At 69.2% G+C, this 17,393-nt stretch carries 21 protein-coding genes and 1 pseudogene; 15 read left to right on the plus strand and 7 right to left on the minus strand.

The features are described 5' to 3' along the window. The first annotated feature begins 59 nt into the window (after positions 1-59). From P0Y41_RS04950 to P0Y41_RS04965, 4 genes and pseudogenes are all read left to right on the plus strand, one after another. Complete coding sequence (locus P0Y41_RS04950; protein WP_284062862.1) at positions 60-1,220, plus strand: acyl-CoA dehydrogenase family protein; 1,161 nt, start codon at positions 60-62, stop codon at positions 1,218-1,220. 103 nt (positions 1,221-1,323) lie between these two features. Beyond that, positions 1,324-2,801: pseudogene (locus P0Y41_RS04955) on the plus strand (NAD(P)H-hydrate dehydratase). A gap of 1 nt (position 2,802) precedes the next feature. Continuing rightward, positions 2,803-3,321, plus strand: coding sequence for a cyclic pyranopterin monophosphate synthase MoaC (gene moaC, locus P0Y41_RS04960; protein WP_284062863.1), 519 nt, complete (start codon positions 2,803-2,805; stop codon positions 3,319-3,321). A 74-nt stretch (positions 3,322-3,395) separates the two neighbouring features. Next, complete coding sequence (locus P0Y41_RS04965) at positions 3,396-4,121, plus strand: ribosome assembly factor SBDS (protein ID WP_284062864.1); 726 nt, start codon at positions 3,396-3,398, stop codon at positions 4,119-4,121. Between the two features lie 40 nt (positions 4,122-4,161). Here the strand turns inward: P0Y41_RS04965 and P0Y41_RS04970 are convergent, their stop codons facing one another. Next, positions 4,162-4,503, minus strand: coding sequence for an FUN14 domain-containing protein (locus P0Y41_RS04970; protein ID WP_284062865.1), 342 nt, complete (start codon positions 4,501-4,503; stop codon positions 4,162-4,164). Between the two features lie 344 nt (positions 4,504-4,847). On the opposite strand from P0Y41_RS04970, the gene hflX reads away from it, so the two are divergent. The 3 genes from hflX (at position 4,848) to P0Y41_RS04985 (ending at position 7,234) form a co-directional block, all read left to right on the plus strand. Next, positions 4,848-6,107: a GTPase HflX gene (gene hflX / locus P0Y41_RS04975; RefSeq protein ID WP_284063347.1), complete on the plus strand. Its 1,260-nt coding sequence runs from the start codon at positions 4,848-4,850 to the stop codon at positions 6,105-6,107. A 32-nt stretch (positions 6,108-6,139) separates the two neighbouring features. Then, on the plus strand, positions 6,140-6,349 hold the full coding sequence (locus P0Y41_RS04980; RefSeq protein ID WP_284062866.1) for a hypothetical protein: 210 nt from the start codon (positions 6,140-6,142) through the stop codon (positions 6,347-6,349). A 69-nt stretch (positions 6,350-6,418) separates the two neighbouring features. Then, entirely contained in the window at positions 6,419-7,234 is an 816-nt protein-coding gene (locus P0Y41_RS04985; RefSeq protein WP_284062867.1) for an inositol monophosphatase family protein, read from the plus strand. 61 nt (positions 7,235-7,295) lie between these two features. On the opposite strand, the gene P0Y41_RS04990 is transcribed toward P0Y41_RS04985, so the two are convergent. From P0Y41_RS04990 to P0Y41_RS05000, 3 genes are all read right to left on the minus strand, one after another. Beyond that, positions 7,296-7,631 (minus strand): thioredoxin family protein, encoded by a 336-nt coding sequence (locus tag P0Y41_RS04990; RefSeq protein WP_284062868.1) that lies wholly within the window; start codon positions 7,629-7,631, stop codon positions 7,296-7,298. A gap of 225 nt (positions 7,632-7,856) precedes the next feature. Continuing rightward, positions 7,857-8,522, minus strand: coding sequence for a 2,5-diamino-6-(ribosylamino)-4(3H)-pyrimidinone 5'-phosphate reductase (locus tag P0Y41_RS04995; protein WP_284062869.1), 666 nt, complete (start codon positions 8,520-8,522; stop codon positions 7,857-7,859). A gap of 26 nt (positions 8,523-8,548) precedes the next feature. Beyond that, a complete protein-coding gene (locus P0Y41_RS05000) occupies positions 8,549-8,881 on the minus strand; it encodes an uS10/mL48 family ribosomal protein (protein ID WP_284062870.1) in 333 nt (110 codons plus the stop codon). A 328-nt stretch (positions 8,882-9,209) separates the two neighbouring features. Here P0Y41_RS05000 and P0Y41_RS05005 point away from each other — a divergent pair, with 328 nt between their 5' ends. Beyond that, a complete protein-coding gene (locus P0Y41_RS05005) occupies positions 9,210-9,671 on the plus strand; it encodes a bis(5'-nucleosyl)-tetraphosphatase (protein ID WP_284062871.1) in 462 nt (153 codons plus the stop codon). 104 nt (positions 9,672-9,775) lie between these two features. Next, complete coding sequence (locus P0Y41_RS05010) at positions 9,776-10,762, plus strand: DUF5787 family protein (protein WP_284062872.1); 987 nt, start codon at positions 9,776-9,778, stop codon at positions 10,760-10,762. A gap of 88 nt (positions 10,763-10,850) precedes the next feature. Here the strand turns inward: P0Y41_RS05010 and P0Y41_RS05015 are convergent, their stop codons facing one another. Then, positions 10,851-11,366 (minus strand): DUF5797 family protein, encoded by a 516-nt coding sequence (locus P0Y41_RS05015; protein WP_284062873.1) that lies wholly within the window; start codon positions 11,364-11,366, stop codon positions 10,851-10,853. 147 nt (positions 11,367-11,513) lie between these two features. On the opposite strand from P0Y41_RS05015, the gene P0Y41_RS05020 reads away from it, so the two are divergent. The 3 genes from P0Y41_RS05020 to P0Y41_RS05030 all read left to right on the plus strand — a co-directional run bounded on the left by P0Y41_RS05020 (position 11,514) and on the right by P0Y41_RS05030 (position 13,178). Continuing rightward, positions 11,514-12,290 (plus strand): enoyl-CoA hydratase/isomerase family protein, encoded by a 777-nt coding sequence (locus P0Y41_RS05020; RefSeq protein WP_284062874.1) that lies wholly within the window; start codon positions 11,514-11,516, stop codon positions 12,288-12,290. Between the two features lie 195 nt (positions 12,291-12,485). Beyond that, positions 12,486-12,740: a DUF5789 family protein gene (locus P0Y41_RS05025; RefSeq protein ID WP_284062875.1), complete on the plus strand. Its 255-nt coding sequence runs from the start codon at positions 12,486-12,488 to the stop codon at positions 12,738-12,740. Positions 12,741-12,851: 111 nt separating this feature from the next. Next, positions 12,852-13,178, plus strand: a complete 327-nt coding sequence (locus tag P0Y41_RS05030) for a transcription factor S (RefSeq protein WP_284062876.1) — start codon at positions 12,852-12,854, stop codon at positions 13,176-13,178. 126 nt (positions 13,179-13,304) lie between these two features. Here P0Y41_RS05030 and P0Y41_RS05035 read toward each other — a convergent pair whose 3' ends face one another. Further along, entirely contained in the window at positions 13,305-13,865 is a 561-nt protein-coding gene (locus P0Y41_RS05035) for a tRNA (cytidine(56)-2'-O)-methyltransferase (RefSeq protein ID WP_284062877.1), read from the minus strand. A gap of 193 nt (positions 13,866-14,058) precedes the next feature. Here P0Y41_RS05035 and P0Y41_RS05040 point away from each other — a divergent pair, with 193 nt between their 5' ends. Together P0Y41_RS05040 and P0Y41_RS05045 are read left to right on the plus strand one after the other, a co-directional pair. Then, positions 14,059-14,994, plus strand: coding sequence for an SDR family NAD(P)-dependent oxidoreductase (locus P0Y41_RS05040; protein WP_284062878.1), 936 nt, complete (start codon positions 14,059-14,061; stop codon positions 14,992-14,994). Positions 14,995-15,072: 78 nt separating this feature from the next. Then, positions 15,073-16,008: an NAD-dependent epimerase/dehydratase family protein gene (locus P0Y41_RS05045; RefSeq protein ID WP_284062879.1), complete on the plus strand. Its 936-nt coding sequence runs from the start codon at positions 15,073-15,075 to the stop codon at positions 16,006-16,008. A gap of 207 nt (positions 16,009-16,215) precedes the next feature. Here the strand turns inward: P0Y41_RS05045 and P0Y41_RS05050 are convergent, their stop codons facing one another. Next, entirely contained in the window at positions 16,216-16,458 is a 243-nt protein-coding gene (locus tag P0Y41_RS05050; RefSeq protein ID WP_284062880.1) for a hypothetical protein, read from the minus strand. Positions 16,459-16,533: 75 nt separating this feature from the next. Here P0Y41_RS05050 and P0Y41_RS05055 point away from each other — a divergent pair, with 75 nt between their 5' ends. Next, on the plus strand, positions 16,534-17,343 hold the full coding sequence (locus P0Y41_RS05055) for a DUF2797 domain-containing protein (RefSeq protein WP_284062881.1): 810 nt from the start codon (positions 16,534-16,536) through the stop codon (positions 17,341-17,343). Positions 17,344-17,393: the final 50 nt, after the last annotated feature.

Consider the following 17,393-nt stretch of genomic DNA (forward strand, 5'->3'; position numbering starts at 1 on the left):
CGAAACCCCGGGTCCGCGGTTCCACGGAGGTTATGTTCGGGGGTACCGGAGTGGGAGTCATGAACACGGACCTCGGTCTGCTCGACGAATCGCTCGTTCCGGAGCACGCGCGCGACGTGAAGCGGGAAGCTCGCGAGTTCGCCCAAGAGCACATCGCCCCGGTCGCCCAGGAGCACTTCGAGGCCGACGACTACCCCTGGGAGGTGCTGGAGGCGGGCCAGGAGGCCGGACTCGTCGGCCAGGACATCCCCGAGGAGTACGGCGGCCGCGGACTCGACATCTACCAGCTGCTCGCGATCGCCGAGGAGTTCTACCGCGCGGACGCCGGCATCGGCCTGACGCTGATGCTGGCCTCCTTCGGTAACGAGCTCGTCTACGACTACGGCAGCGACGAGCAGTGCGAGGAGTACGTCCGCCCGGTCGCCGAGGGCGAGCAGATCTCCGGGCTCGCCGTCTCCGAGCCCCAGACCGGCTCGGACCTCGCGGGCATGACGACGAAAGCCGAGAAGGTCGACGGCGGCTACGAGATCACCGGCGAGAAGTACTGGGTCGGCAACGCCGTCGAGGGCGACTGGCTCACCGTCTACGCGAAGACCGGCGACTCGGACGACCGCTACGGCAACTACTCGCTGTTCATCGTCGAGACCGACTCGGAGGGATACGAGGCCGAGCACATCCCCGAGAAGATGGGCATGCGCGGCTCCAAGCAGGGCCACATCGTCATGGAGGACTGCTTCGTCCCCGAGGAGAACCTCGTCGGCGCCGAGGGCGGCGGCTTCTACATGCTCGCGGACTTCTTCAACCACGGTCGGGTCGTCGTCGGCGGCCACGGCATCGGCCTGGCTGCGGCGGCCATCGAGGAGGCCTGGGAGTTCGTTCACGACCGAGAGGCGTTCGACCGCAACATCTCGGAGTTCCAGTCCGTCCAGCACGACCTCGCGGACATGCGCACCGAATTCGAGGCCGCGCGGTCGCTCAACTGGCGCGCCGCCGAGAAGCTGGCGAACCACGAGAACGCCGGGCTGTGGGCCGCGATGGCGAAGCTCAAGTCGACGGAAACAGCGGTCGACTGCGCCGAGACCGGGATGCAACTCCACGGCGGGCGTTCGATCCTGACGGAGCGCCGCATCGCGCGGGTGTACCGCGACGTGCGCATCCCGGTGATCTACGAGGGCGCCAGCGAGGTGCAGCGCAACCTCATCTACCGACAGTCGCAGTAAGCGAACCGACGACGACCGTGCGGCGCCGTTCACGGGGCCGCCGCCGTCGCGCGCTCGGGTGACCCCCGGCGCTTTACCCCTCCCGGTCGTACCCGAGGACGACATGATCTCCTCCGAGCGGATGGCGATGGTCGACCGGAACGCCGCGGCGCTCGGCGTCTCGACGAAGCAGCTGATGGAGTCGTCGGGCGACGCCGTCGCCCGCGCGGTCCGGGGGCGGGCAGCCCCCGGCGACCGAGTCCTCCTCGTGTGCGGGCGCGGCAACAACGGCGGCGACGCGATGGTAGCCGCGCGCTTTCTCGGTGAGTTCGACGTGGAGACGGTACTGTTGGGACGGCCGGAGACGATCAGGACCGACATCGCCCGAGAGAACTGGGAGGCGCTCGTCGAGAGCGACCTCCCGACCCGAACCGTCACCGACTCCCGCGAGTTCGACCTCGACGACCACGAGCCGGATCTCGTCGTCGACGCGATGCTCGGCACGGGCGTCTCCGGCGCGCTTCGAGAGCCGGAGGCGACCGTCGCCCGCGCGGTGAACGATGCGCCCGCGGACGTGTCCGTCGTCGCCGTCGACGTCCCCTCCGGCGTCGACGCCGACACGGGCGAGGTCGCGGGCGACGCGGACGGCGTTGGCGACGAGGGCGCCGCCGTCGACGCCGACGCCGTCGTCACCTTCCACGACGAGAAGCCGGGGCTCGCGAGCCTCGGCTGCGACGTCACCGTCGCTGACATCGGCATTCCGGCGGCCGCCGAGACGTTCGTCGGCCCGGGCGACCTGCAGGCGCTGACCGGGAGGCCGACTCACACAAGGGCGACAACGGCGAGGTGCTCGTCGTCGGGGGCGGCCCCTACACCGGCGCGCCAGCGCTGGCCGCCCGCGCCGCGCTCCGCGCCGGCGCCGACCTCGTCCGGGTCGCCTGCCCGGAACCGGTCGCCCGCGAGATCCAGGGGTACGGTCCGGACCTCATCGTCCGCTCGTTCGCCGGCGACCACCTCGCGCCGAAACACGTCGACGACCTGCTCGAACGGGCCGCCGACCAGGACGCGGTCGTCTTCGGGCCCGGGCTCGGGAGCGACGAGGCGACGTTGGACGCCGTCGCGGAGTTCCTCGCCGGCTACGACGGTCGGGCGGTCGTCGACGCCGACGCGCTCCAAGTCGTCCCCGAGGTCGACACCGACGCCGACCTGATCTGTACCCCGCATCAGGGCGAACTGCTGAAGATGGGCGGCGAGACCGCCGACGACTGGCGCGAGCGCGCACGTCTCGTGGAGGCATTCGCCGGCGAGGTGGGACACACGCTCCTCGTGAAGGGTCGCTACGACGTGATCAGCGACGGCGGCGAGACGCGGGTCGGCCGGACCGGCAATCCGGGGATGACCGTCGGCGGCACCGGCGACGTGCTCGCGGGCGTGACCGGCGCGCTCGCCGGCCAGATCGACTCACCCCTGCAGGCGGCCGCGCTCGCGGCGTGGGCGAACGGTCGCGCCGGCGACGCCGCCGCCGACGAGTTCGGCGACGGGCTCGCTGCCTCCGACCTCCCGGACCGAATCCCACAAGCCCTCCGCGACGAAGGAGAGTGACATGAGCGACGACGAGGCCCATCGCGACCGCGACACCGACCCGGACGACGACCTGACCCACACCGACGACGCGGGCGACGTGCAGATGGTGAACGTCGGCGAGAAGCCCGACTCCTCGCGACGTGCGGTCGCCCGGGGCACCATCTCCCTCACCGAGTCGACGATCGAGGCCGTCCGCGGCAACGAGGTGAAGAAGGGCGACGTGCTCGCGACCGCCCGGATCGGCGCGGTGCAGGCGGTGAAACACACCTGGGAGACGATCCCGATGTGCCACCAGATCCCGATCACGAACGTCGACACCGACTTCGAGGTGGGCGAGGCCCGCATCGACCTCGAAGTCGCCGTCGAGACGACCGGGAAGACCGGCTGTGAGATGGAGGCGCTTGAGGGGGTCACGACCGGTCTGAACGTCGTCTGGGACATGGTGAAGGCCGCAGAGAAGGACGTGACCGGCGGCTATCCGGACACGCGGATCACGGACGTGGAGGTCGTGACGAAAGAGAAGACGGTGTTGGAGTAACCGCACGGGCTGACCGGCGACCCCCGATTGCGTCCGCCGGATACCTTTTAGTCACGGCGGCGGAATCCACACGCATGATCTCACTCGACGAGGCCGTCACCGCCCGATTGGAGTCACACGGCACGCGCTTCGAGGTCCTGATCGACCCGGACGCGGCGCTGGCGATCAAGCGCGGCGAGTTCGACGGCGAGTTGGAGGACGTGATCGCCGCAGAGGACGTCTTCGAGAACGCCTCCCGCGGCGACCGACCGCCCGAGGAGGACGTCGAGGAGGTGTTCGGCACGACCGACGCGATGGAGATCATTCCGGAGGTCGTCAAGCGCGGGGAGATCCAGATCACCGCCGAGCAGCGCAAGGAGATGCTCGAACAGAAGCACAAGCAACTGGTCAACCGGATCACGCGCAACGCGGTGAACCCGCAGATGGACGACGCGCCGCACCCGCCCGAGCGGATCGAGCGCGCGCTGGAGGAGGCGGGGTTCACCGTCGAGCCGATGGAGCCCGTCGAGAACCAGATCGACGACGCGCTGGAGGCGCTCCGACCGGTCATCCCGATCCGCTTCGACGAGGTGACGATCGCGGTGCAGTTGCCAGCCGACTACGCCGGTTCCGGACAGGCGAAGGTTCGCGAGTTCGGCGACCTCGAACGCGAGGAGTGGCAAAGCGACGGCTCGTGGGTGGGCGTCGTCACCTTCCCAGCGGGGCTGCAGAACGACTTCTACGACCTCGTGAACGAGGTGTCCAGCGGCGAGGCCGACACGCGCGTCGTGAAGGAAGAAGACGAGATCAGTCGCCGGTAACTGTCAGTCGCGGCCCGGACGCGGAACGACCGAACGGCGATTATCCCCGCTTGAATCCGACGAAGAAGCCGCCGGTGAACCCGGCCGACACCGAGAGGGTCGAGAGAATCGTCTCGACCCACGACGGTGGCGTCTCGGCGGTCGCGGCCGTTCCGAGCGATTCGAACGACCCGCCGAGCTTCTCCCAGTTCACGGTTAAGACGCCCCGCGATTCGAGGAATTTGAACAGCGCGAGCTCCAGCCCGACGATCACCGCGATCAGCTTCGCGACCTTCTTCGCCGCGAATCCGATGATCCCGCCGATGACAGCTCCCGTCCCGAGTTCAAATCCCAACTGCCGGGGGTCGATGTCTATCTGTGCGAGCAGTTCCGGTCCTGGCATACCGCTGAGTGGGCCGTCCCCGGTTAAGTCGTTTGTGGGACGAACGGCTGCACGATACTGATCGAGCCGCGTTCGGGTCGCTTCGTTCAGCGCTATACGCTCCTCCGAGGCCACGAGACCCGCCACGCGAGGCGGCTGGCGGTCGGGGGCCCGGCTCGTCCGTCGGATCGCCGCCGACGGCGCGGAATTGAAGTCCTCCGACCGCGTACTCGCGCGCATGCACACTGAGCCGACCGACGCGAACCGCGAGGTGGGGGACAGCCATCCCTGACCGTCACACCGAGGAGAAGCCGACGGCGGTCGTCGCGAAGCGCGTCGACCGCGGTCGCGCCGACCTGACGGAGATCTCGGAGCTCGCGACCGCCGCGGGATACGAGGTTGTCGCGTCGCTCACGCAGACGCGAGACCAGGACCCGGCGTACCACTTCGGCGAGGGCAAGGCCGGCGAGCTCGCGCGACTCGTCGCCCGCGAGGACGCCGACGCCGTGATTATCGACAACGAGGTCGGCCCGTACCAGACGTTCAACATCGGGGCGAAGCTCCCCGAGGGCGTCGAGGTCGTCGATCGGTTCACGCTCATCCTCGACATCTTCGGGCAGCGGGCGCAGACGCGCAAGGCCCAACTGCAGGTGGAACTTGCGGAGCTGCGCTACGAACTCCCCCGAGCAGAGGTGAAGGCGAGTCTCGCGAAGCGCGACGAGCGACCCGGGTTCATGGGGCTCGGCGAGTACGACGAGTCGCGCGAGCGCGACATCAAAGCGCAGATCAGCCGCATCAAAGACGAACTCGACGCGATCGCAGAGACCGAGGAGAAGCGGCGCGAGCGGCGGCGCGAGTCCGGCTTCGACCTTGTCGCGCTGGCGGGGTACACGAACGCCGGCAAGTCGACGCTGCTGCGACGGCTGGCGGACGATCTCGACGTCGAGGAGAACGCACAGAAGCACCCCGACATCGACGCGACCGCCGAGTCCGAAAACCGGCTATTCACGACGCTCGGCACGACCACCCGCCGCGCCAACACGGGCAAGCGCGACGTGCTGCTCACGGACACTGTCGGGTTCATCTCCGACCTGCCGCACTGGCTGGTGGAGTCGTTCAAGTCGACCCTGGAGTCGGTGTATCACGCGGACCTCGTACTTCTCGTTGTCGACGCCAGCGAGTCCGTCGAGGAGATGCGCGAGAAGCTCGTCACCTCCCACGACACGCTCTATGAGCGCAACGAGGCGCCCATCGTCACCGTGTTCAACAAGGTCGACCGGCTCGGCGACGACGAACTCCGGCGCAAGCGCGAAGCGCTGTCCGCACTCGCGCCCAACCCGGTGTGCGTCTCCGGACTGACCGGCGATCGAATCGACGTGCTCCGCGAGCGCGTCGAGGCCGACCTCCCCGACTGGAAGCGCGAACGGTTGCTGTTGCCGCTGTCGGACGACGCGATGAGTCTGGTCTCGTGGATTCACGACAACGGACACGTCGAGCGCGAGGAGTACGACGCCACGCAGGTCGACATGGAGTTCGAGGCGCCGCCGTCGATCGTCGAACAGGCGCGCTCCCGGGCGGCCGACCTCGATCGTGAGGCGCCCGCCGAATCGGTCGAGTCGCCGTAGCCGGCGCCCCCGGCCACGCGATCAAAGCGCCCGTGTTCGACTCGCTCGCCGGGGTTAGCTTGCGGATACTTACCCTCTCTCCGTTCGACGCCGCGATCGAGATGCGTGATCACAGGTACCACGTCGTCTGCCGCGACTGCCCCACCGAGTTGCTGAGCGACTCCGAACGCACCGCAAACCGGGTTGCCGCCGGCCACGAGAACGCGGCCGGCCACGACGTCGCGATCGGTCGGGTGGAGTGATCGCAGGGCCGGCGCTGCCGAGGCCCTCGGGATCGACCGAGGCTTGTACCGGGCGCCCGACAGACGGGTATGACCGACCAGCCGTCAGCGGCAGTGGGAATCGACGACAGGCTCGAAACCGCCGTCGCCGCGGCCGAGCGCGGCGGGAGCGTCGCGCTCGACGCGTTCCGATCGGCGCACGACGTGGAAACGAAAGCCGACGGTCCGATGGACGCCGTCACCGCCGTCGACCGCACCGTCCAGAGGCGGGTCATCGAGTACATCACCGAGCGGCACCCTGAGGACGCGGTCGTCGGCGAGGAAGACGACGCGCTGAAATCGGTTCCGGAGACGGGGGTCGCGTGGGTCGTCGACCCGATCGACGGCACCGTCAACTACGCGAAGGGCAACCGCGTCTGGATGACGAGCGTCGCCGTCTGTCGGGACGGCGAGCCCGTCGCCGCGGCGAACGACGCGCCCGCGACGGGCGATCAGTACGTCGCGGGGGCGACTACCGCGCGCCGGAACGACGAACCGATCTCGGTGAGCGACACCGCCGACCCGGCCGCGCTGCTGGTGAACCCCGTGTTCGGAGTCTCACCGCGGCACCGCCGCGGGCTGGCCGCCGTCGTCGAGACGGCCCTCGACGCGTTCGGCGACGTGCGGCGCTTCGGCTGCGCGCAGGCGGCGCTGTCCGGCGTCGCGACCGGCGAACTCGACGCGGTCGTCTCGACGGTCGAACTCAACGCCTGGGACACCGCCGCCGGCGTTCACCTGATACGGAGAGCGGGCGGGCGCGCGACCGACGTGTACGGCGACCGCTGGCGTCCCGGATCGATCGGACTGATCGCGTCCAACGGCGAGGCGCACGACGCGCTCGTCGACGCATTCGACCCTGTCGGGTGATGCGCCTCAGCGATCGGTAGCGTCGCGAGAACCGCTCCGTGGGTGCTGCCCGCGAACCGAGTTACTGCAGGCGCTCGATGACCTGGAGGAGCGATTCCTTCTCTTGGACGCCGACGAGCCGCTCGGCTTCCTCCCCGTCTGCGTAGAACTGCAGCGCCGGGATGCCGCGAACCCCGGCGTCGGCGGCGAGCCCCTGGAACTCGTCGACGTCGACCTTGAGAACCGTCAGCCCGTCGACTTCCGCCGCGAGTTCCTCGACCGTCGGCTCCAGCATCTTACACGGCCCGCACCAATCGGCGTGGTAGTCGACGAGGACGAGTCCCTCGCTCGTCAACTCCGCGAACTGCTCCTCGCTTTCCACGTGGACGGGGTCTCCGGCGGCTGTTTCGGTACTCATGCCCACCACTTGGCGCGTTCGGGTGTTAACCGTTCCACTGGAATGCCGGCGTCGCGCACGACCGCGACGGTGAGGACTGTAAGACGGTGCTGTATCGCGATCGGCATCGCTGTCGAGTGAATCGAACAGGCGACTCGCGGCGGCGTCCGTCGGTGAGTCGCACACCCGCAGCACGACGGACGGTCGTTCTCAGCGCACGCGACGGGGTGGTCCCGCCCTCGTATTTCAAGGCTCGTACGAGAGCAGCACGCCGTCGTCGACGCGGGTCACGTCGGTCAGCGCCAGCCGCGGGAAGTCGTCGACGAAGCCCTCTCCGTCAGCCAGCGTCGGCGCCTCGCGGCCGCCGATCACCAGCGAGCCGACGTAGAGGGTGAGTTCGTCGACGAGGCGCTCGTCGAACAGCGAAAATAACAGCTCGCCGCCACCCTCGACCATGACGCGCTCGATTCCCTCGGCTTCGAGCGCGCCAAAGGCGGCCGTGAGGTCGACGCGGCCGTCGGCGTCTCCCGCGACCAGAATCTCCGCGCCTGCGTCGCGGAGGGCGTCGAGCCGTTCGTCGTCCGCCTCATCGCTCACGAGGAGGTACGTCGTCGCCTCGTCGTCGAGGATCCGCGCGTCTGGCGGGGTTCGCGCGCGCGAGTCCGCGACGACGCGGGCGGGGTTCTCGGAGCGAGCGTTGCGGAGGCGTTGGACGCGGCGGTCCGCTTCGTCGATCGTGAGGTGCGGATCGTCCGCGAGGACGGTGCCGACGCCGACGAGAACGGCATCGGCGGCCGCGCGGATCCGGTCGACGCGGTCGAAGTCGTCGGCGCCGCTGATGCGGACCTGCTCGCGGCGTCGCGACGAGAGCTTCCCGTCGACGGAGACGGCGGCGTTGACGTGGACGTACACGTGAGCGGAGGTTCCGGCCCGACGGCTCAGTTCTGTCGGTGGCCGAGCGGTTTCTTCTGTTCGAGTTCGATCTCGACGTGGACGGAGTCGGGGAAGTCCATGTGACCGACCTCGCGGGCGATGTGGTCGTTGCCGTGGATCTCCAGTCGGCGGGCGAACACCTCGAACGACCACTCGCCGAGCTCGTCGCCCGAGGAAAGCCCCTCGTACAGCGGCACGCGGACACGTTCTGCGGGCTCCGTGTGCGGGCCCTTGCACTCGGCACCCTTTCGTTCGAGCATCTCGCGGAGGCTGTTCACGGTGTCGTCGAGCGCGGCGCGATCCCCGCTTTGGAATCTGAGTTTGGTTACGAAGGTCATGAGCTGAGGGTCTACCCTCCATGTTTCTCCGGAGCGGCAAAAGCGCATCTACCCGCGCGGCGGCACGTGGTGGGCTGGCACAGCTGTCGTCGACGACACCCGTTGGCCACCGTCCGCGTGGGATCTCCCGATACCGAGCGGCTTCGGTCCGGCGATCGGTCGCCGTGGCGTCGAGTCGCTTCTGTCCGGACAGGGAGCCGTCTTCGAGGGGAATCAGAGAAACCCCTGGGGGTTCGCCGACGCTGGGCGGCCTTCAGGCGCCGTCCGGCCCGATAGAGCGGTCTCGGCTCCGACATACTCTTGAACCGGGGTAGCTTACCTGTCGCTAATGTCGGTCGAAGCGACTAGCGCTGGAGCCATCCTCTTCCGCGACACCCGCGGCCACAGGGAGTACTTACTCCTGAAGAGCCGACCCGGGGACTGGGAGTTCCCCAAGGGCGGGGTCGAAGGAGAAGAGGAACTCCAGCAGACGGCGATCAGAGAAGTGACCGAGGAGGCGGGAGTCGAAGACTTCCGGCTCATCGACGGCTTCCGGAAAGAGTACGACTACGTGTTCGAGGCGGGCGGGAACACCATCCACAAGACGGTGCATCTGTTCATCGCCCACTCGTTCGAAGCGAGCGCGGAGTTGTCGACCGAGCACCGCGACCTGCAGTGGCGCGACTACGATCAGGCGCTCAACACGATCACGCAGGATGGCCCCCGTGACATTCTGGAGGACGCCCACGACTACCTCGACGAACTCCAGGCGACGGAGGCAGACGGCTACCTCCTCGAATCACAGGGGTAGGAAGGCGACCCCCGACTCGCGCGGCTCGCAACTCCCGGCGTTCGGCCCGGTGTCCGGTCTCGAACACCGAAACCGGTTAGTCCGCGTCCGCGCCACCTCCGGGTGTGTTTCGGGGCGCCGGCGACAGCGAGTTCGCCTTCGAACTGCTCGTCAGCCGCTGGGCCGAACTCGCGTGGCACCCGAGCGACGGCGACCGCCCGGTCGTCGTCGCGCGCCAACTCGGTACCCGTGACCGGCGGTGGGACACCGTCGTGCTGGAGGTGGATTCCGACGCGCTCGCGGTTCGACGGGCGTTCGGCGAGCGGACGCTGGATTCGGATCTCCTGCGGGTCGTTCGCGGCGCCCCGCGGGAGTACGCGTGGTACCGCGACGCACTCGACGACCCGGGGTTCCCGTGGCGATACGTCCGCGAGGCGATCCACCGGGCGGCGGCGCTGGACCTCGTCGAGAAGCGACGGGGCGCGAACGGGCGGATCGAGTTCCGTCGCCGCCGCGGGTATCCCGACTGGGTCGAGCGGGTGATCGCGATCGAGAACAAGCCGGACCTCGACGCGAGCGCCGCCGCGGCGCTGGCCGACCAACTTCGCCACGACGTGGAAGCGGGCCTCGCCGACGAGGTGTGGGTCGCGACCTCCGCGACCGGCGACCGGGTGTCACCGGCGCTGTTGGAGGACATCCCCGTCGAGGTCGGCGTGCTCGAGTTCGACTTCACAGACGGCGTTCGCGCCGACGCCGGCGAGGTGGTGTGGCACCCGACCGCGCTGGCGGCCGACGGCGACCCGCGGACCCGACTCCTGTTGGCCGAGCGCGCCTACGGGCGGGGCTGGCGGTCCTACCGGGAGACGATGCGCCCCGACTGCCGGCACTTCGAACTCCGCCGCGAGGGCCGCGCGCTGGTGCCGTACTGCGCGGCGAAGGAGCGCGTCCCGACGGCCGCAGAGTGCAAAGGCGGCTGCCCGGAGTTCACGCCGGAACCGCCGCAGTGGCGGACCAACGGCTGGCCGATCGAGGGCGGGCCGGGCAAGGGGATCCGGGCGTTGTTGGAGCAGCGTCGCGACCGCGAGCGGGAGCGGACTGGCGACGGGTGCTGAGTCAGATTCGGACTGTGACGCGAGCACCACCTCCGAACACGCGCGGCGCCGCCTGGTTCGGTCTGCGATCGCTCGCGCGACCAGTCTCCTACTGGTCGCCGTTCACGGCAACTTCGACCTCCTCGCGCGGCACCGCCAGCCTGAACGTCGGCACCGTGCGATAGATGACCTCGACGACGTTCTTCCGCCGGAGACTCTGGAGCGCGCGGCGCACGTCGCCGGCCTCGGGATCGACGCCGAACTCGTCGCGGAGCTTGTTCAGCACCGAGACCACGGACTCCGAGCGCTCGTCGTGATCGGCGACGACGCGGAACACCTGCTCGTGGAGCTCCGGCACCGTGATCCGCTCGGGGACCGCGTTCGGGTCGTCCTCGTCGTCGACGACGCCGGGCTCGGCGCCCGTGAGTTCGGCCGCCTCAGCGGTCGCCCGGATGAGGCTGTTGTCGTCGCGGTAGTAGTAGTCCTTCAGGGGGCCCTCGAGGTAGCTGTGAACGTCGCTGCCGCTGTCCATTCCCCACCGCTCGCCGAGTTCGCTGTTCTTCGTCGGCTGGAGTCGCACCACGTCGGCGAGGCGCTCCAGTTCCTCGTCGGTGAGGTCGCTCATCGCCGAGGGCTTCCCCGCGGGAGTATTTGGGCCTCCCGGTTGCGGCGGGCGCGCGCCGGCGGGACGGGAGACGAGTGAACTCCCCGACAACCGGCGTCGACTGTCGCATGGGGAAGGGTTACGGTGTGTGACGGAGACGCGTTGCGCATGCCCGAATCAGACACCGTCAGCCTCGAGATCGCCGACGAGGTGGCCACGGTCACCGTCGACCGACCGGAGAAGCTGAACTCGCTGAACGTCGAGACGCTGGAGGCGCTGCAGGCGGCCATCGCGGAGGCGGAGGACGCCGGCCCGCGCGCGCTCGTGCTCACCGGCGCGGGCGAGGAGGCGTTCATCGCCGGCGCGGACATCTCCTACATGAAAGACCTCGACACGCCGGAGGCGCAGGCGTACGCCGAGTTGGGCCACGACATCGCCCGCTCGCTCGAGACGTTCTCCGCCCCCTCTATCGCGGCGGTGAACGGCTACGCCTTCGGCGGCGGCTGCGAACTGGCGCTGGCGTGTGACCTGCGTGTCGCCGCCGAGAACGCCGTCTTCGGACAGACGGAGATCGACCTGGGAATCGTGCCCGGGTGGGGCGGCACACAGCGACTGCCCCGACTCGTCGACGACGAGGTCGCACGGCGACTGATCCTCTTCGGCGAGCGCATCGACGCGACCGACGCCCACGAGTACGGCCTCGTCGGCGAGGTGGTCGCCCACGACCAGCTGGAGTCGCGGATCGACGACCTGACCGCGGACCTTGCGGCCCAACCGCAGTTCGCGCTCGCGGCGGCGAAGGAGGCGATCAACGCCTCATACGGCATGAGCCTGGAGGACGGCCTGACGTACGAGAAGCGCGTGTTCTCGGGGCTGTTCGGAACGCCCGACCAGCGGGAAGGGATGGACGCGTTCGCGAACAAGCGGGAGCCCGACTTCGAATAGCGCCTCGCCGAGGGCCCGACGGACGGCAAGACGCAGGCGAGCGCGTGGGCGAGCCGCTCGGCAAAGACGAGACGCGACCGGCGCGAGACCGGTCGACGCGACGAGCCGTTGTCAGTCGGGCCCCAGTCGATCACCGTGTGAGTCGGTTTTGACGATACGGTGATACGTCTCGGCCGCGTAGCGACGGTAGCGCGCATGACAACAATCAAACTGTCCCGTGTGCGGTCGCTGTTCGAGGCGTTGGAGTACCCGGTGAGCCGCGGGGAGGCGGCCGGGGAGTTCGCCGACACGACCGTCACGTTCGCCGACGGCGAGGGCAATCTCGGAGAGTACGTCGCAGCCTGCCCCAGCGAGCGGTTCGCCGATCCCGAGGATCTGTACGCCGACCTCCAGACCGCGCTCCCGATCGAGACGGTCGGCGAGCCCGGGCAGTCAGAGGGCGACGGCTGAGGCCGGCGCTGCCGGGGATCGTCGGCGAGCGCTGTCGAGCGCGACGGCGACCCGCGCCCGCGATCTCGAAGATCCCGGCGCTTAAGTGCGGCGACGGCGGACACCGGAGGTATGAACTTCTGCGACGAGTGCGGTTCGATGATGAAGCCGGACGACGACACGTGGGTGTGCGGGTCGTGCGGCCACGAGGAGCTCCGAGACGAGGCGACCGAGGGGGCAATGACGACGACGCAGGGGCAGGAGGGGAGCACCGTGGTCGACGTCTCGGAGATGGACCAGTCGGAGATCGGCCCGACGGTCGAACAGAAGTGCCCCGAGTGCGACGAGGTGCAGACGGTGCGCTACGAGATGAAGCAGATCCGCTCGGCCGACGAGTCCGAGACGCGCTTCTTCACCTGCACCGAGTGCGGGCAGAAGTGGCGCGAGGACGATCACTGAGGCGACGTCGACGCGACCGCGGTGCCGCCGCGGCGAGTCTGTGACCTCTCTGCGAGTCAGTGTTCCGCCGCTGCGAGTCGGCGGTCGGACCGGTCCGAACCGATCTCGGCCGGCCTCCGCGAACCGCTACTCCTCGTCTCGGTCGTACGCGTCAGCGGGGTCGACCACCCTCTTGCCGGTCTCTTGCGGCATTACCACGCGATCGGCGTCCGCCCATTCACGCTCCAGTTCTTCGCCGTCGAACAAGCGATCGAGGAAAACGGCGAGGCCGGCAACCTCCGAATGGGGCTGGTTCGTCACGCCGACGTTGTAGTCGGCCGCCTCGTAGAAGTCGAACGGCACCTTCTCGCCGCCGACGATGACCAGCAGCGGGGTGTCGTCGTCGACGGAATTGGCGCGGATATCGGCGTCCACGTCCTGGACGCGCTCGCCGTACATGGTGAGATGAGCGACCGTTCCCTCCCAGTCCCGGGTGTATGCCCGTTGGTCGTCGCGCAACTCGACGGCGAAGGGGCCGCCGAAGCGGTCCGTGATGTCGCGGATCGTCTCGGCTGACTGCCCGGCGTTGTCGGGGAGAACCACCCGGTCGGCGCCGAGCGCCCGTGCAGTCAGTCCCACGTGGGTCGTCATCCGGTCGTCCCGCCCGGGGCGGTGGCCGTACCGGAGAACGACGACGTCGTCGGTCATACGCGGACATCGGCGCGGCCGGGTAAGGGCAGTTCGCTTCACACGCGAGACGCGAGTGAAACGGGGGCCTCGATCCACCGCGTCCGACGATCGGCGTCGATTGTCGGGGTCACGAGACCGCGGGTCTCCTGGACGGCGAGCGTGTGAGCGAGCCGCCAGAGGTGCTTTCCCGCCTGGACCCCATCGATCGCCCATGCGAAATTACCCCGAGGACATCGCCGGCGTCGGCGACGAACGGCTGGTCGGCGAGACCGCGCTTGTGACCGGGTCGACCAGCGGGATCGGACGAGAGACGGCCCGCGCACTGGGGCGCCTCGGCGCGCACGTGATCGTCCACGGTCGCGACGAGGACGACGGGGCCGAGGTGGTCGACGAGATCGACGCCGGTGTCAACGAGGGAACCGCGGAGTTCGTCGCCGCCGACTTCGCGGACCCAGAGGGAGTGAGCGCGCTGGCCGATGCAACCCGGCGCACTACCGGCGACGAGGGACTCGACCTGCTTTTCAACAACGCGGGCGGGTACTTCCGCGAGGCGCGGCTCACCGACCTCGGCGTCGAGTACACCTTCCAGGTGAACCACCTCGCGCCGTACCAGCTCACCGCCGAACTACTCGGCGACCTGGCGGACGACGCCCGCGTGATCACGACCTCCTCGGAGGCCCACCGGGGCGACCAGATCGACCTCGACGCAGTCCGATCGGTGGACGAGTTCTCCTCGTGGCGCGCGTACCAGCGCTCGAAGCTGGCGAACGCGCAGTTCGCCGCCGAGTTGGGCAGTCGGCTTCGCGAGCGCGACGACCGCGGGGTCACGTCGAACAGCTTCCACCCCGGTGCGATCCCCGGATCGGGCTTCTTCCGGCATCTCCCCGCGCCGCTGTCTGGTGCGGCGAGCGCGCTCGGTCGGCTCCCGTTCGCGACGACGCCCGCGGAGGGCGCGGCCACGGCGGTGTACCTCGCCGTCGCCGACGAGGTCGCGGACGCGACCGGGCGGTACTTCGCCGACTGTCGCGAGAAGAAGCCCTCGACGGAAGCACAGGACCCGCGCGCACAGCACCGACTGTGGGAGGCGAGCGCGGAACTGCTCGGGATCGACGAGCCGCTGGCCCCCTCCGCGGGCGACGAGCCCTGACCGGGCGGCCGACCGCGGATCCGCGACCGGCATGCGACGACCGCAAGACCTTTTCTGCGCGCTCGCCCCCGGAACGTCATGGACTTGACCGGAACCGCCGCGCTCGTCACCGGCGGCGGCGGCCTGATCGGCTCGCACCTCGCGGGACACCTCCAGTCCGAGTACGGCGTCGACGCGCGCGTCGCCGACGATTTCTCGAAGGGCGAGCGCGACCGGATCCCCGACGGCGTCGACGTGATCGAGGCGGATCTCACCGACGAGGCCCAGTCGCGCGATGCGGTGACGGCCGACCTCGACGTGGTGTTCCACCTCGCGGCGTACACCGACACGAACTTCGACGACGACCGACGGCTGTTCGAGGAGAACACCGAGATGACGTACAACGTCCTCCAGGCGATGGAAGACGCCGGGGTCTCCAACCTCGCGTTCACCTCCTCATCGACCGTCTACGGCGAGGCGCCGCGGCCGACGCCGGAGGACTACGCCCCCCTCGAGCCGATCAGTATCTACGGCTCCTCGAAGCTCGCCGACGAGGCGCTCATCTCGACGTACGCGAAGAGCTACGGCTTCACCGCGTGGGTGTACCGCTTCGCCAACATCGTCGGGCCGTACCAGCGCGGCAACGTCGTCCCCGACTTCATCCAGAAGCTCCAGGCCGACCCCGACGAGTTGGAGATCCTCGGCGACGGCCGCCAGGAGAAGTCGTACCTCCACGTCACCGACTGCGTCGACGCGATGTGCCACGTCGTCGAACACGGCGAGCGCGACCTCAACACGTACAACCTCGGGTCGCGGACGACGACCTCCGTCAACCGCATCGCCGACATCGTCGCCGAGGAGATGGGGCTGGATCCCGAGTACACCTACACCGGCGGCGACCGCGGCTGGACCGGCGACGTGCCCAAGATGCGCCTGTCTGTGGAGAAACTCGCCGCCCTCGGCTGGGAACCTCCCGCCTCCAGCGACGACGCCGTCCGCGCGGCGACGCGGGACCTGCTCGCGGAGCTTCGCTGAGCGGGTCGACCCGCCCGCGCTTCGCTCTGCAGAACTATTTACTCGGTCGCGGAAAACTATTTACGGCAGTGGTGCGTCTCACCTGGTATGAACGAGTACCGCAACACGAGCTACGCCGAGTTCGCCACCGGAATCCGTACCATCGCCCGCCGCGACGTCTCGCTGGGTCGACCCGCCGGCGACGACTGACCGGACCGACGGTCCCCGCTATTCCTCCGCCGACGCGGCCGCCGTTATCGTCGCTGACGCGTCGGTATCGCTCCCCGCCAGCGACCCGGTGCCCTCGTACTCGCCGACGGCGGCGACGCCCACTCGGCCTCGTAGTCGACCGACTCTCAGGGCGCGAGCGTCTCGCTCCCGAGCGCCATCGCGAACGCGCCCCTCGCTCCAGCGCCAGATCGCCGCGTCGTCGCCGGCGTCTCGGGCGACGAACTTGGCGGCCGTCGACAAACGAGCGGTCGGCCGGTCGACGCGAAGCCGGCCGGATGGAACACCGCTTTACCCCGGCAGTGACTACCTGCGGCCGTGCAGATCGTGGGGTACGAGACGCCGGCGGGCGCGCTGTTCGTGAGCGACGGCGCCCCGGATCCGAACGCCCCACCCGGAACCGCGACCGGCGATGTCGACCGGGTGGCGCTAGACTCCGGGACGGAACTGTCCTGGCGGCTCGGCGAGCGCCGCTGCGCGGGGACCGTCCACGACGGCGGCCACGTCGCCTGCGGAAACGAGTCGGCGCCGTACTGCGAGGACCACCGCTCGACGTGGGTGTGTGCGCGCTGTACCGGGACGTGCCTCAAGGACGAGATGGACTGTTTCGACGACCACGCGATCTACGTCGCCGCGTTCGCCCCGGACACGTTCAAGGTGGGCGTCACGAGGGAGTGGCGCCTCGACACTCGGCTCCGCGAGCAGGGCGCCGACCGCGCGGTCCACCTGCGAACCGTCGAGAACGGCCGAATCGCCCGCGATATCGAAGCGGGGATCGCCGCCGATGGGCTCGAGGGTGGTTCCGGCGACGGCGTCCCCGACCGCGTCCGCGTGCCGGCGAAGGTCGACGGCCTCGCCCGCGCCGTCGACGACGACGCGTGGACGGCGCTGCTCGACGGCGTCGACTACGAGGAGCGGTTCGAGTTCGAGTACGGCCTCGACCTGGGCGGGCGTCCCGTCGCCGAGACGCTCGCTTCGGGAACCGTCGTCGGCACGAAAGGGCGGATCCTCGTGCTGGAGAACGCCGGGACGACGTACGCGGTCGACATGCGCGACCTCGTCGGCCACGACGTCGATCCCGGAGACAGCGATCGCGACCTCCAGTCGAGTCTGGGCGCGTTCGGGTAGCCACGCCGTCCGCGTTCGAACGCCGGCGCCGAGAGATTCAAATTCGATAG

This window comes from Halobaculum halobium, assembly GCF_030127145.1.
In the GTDB taxonomy this organism is placed as follows: domain Archaea; phylum Halobacteriota; class Halobacteria; order Halobacteriales; family Haloferacaceae; genus Halobaculum; species Halobaculum halobium.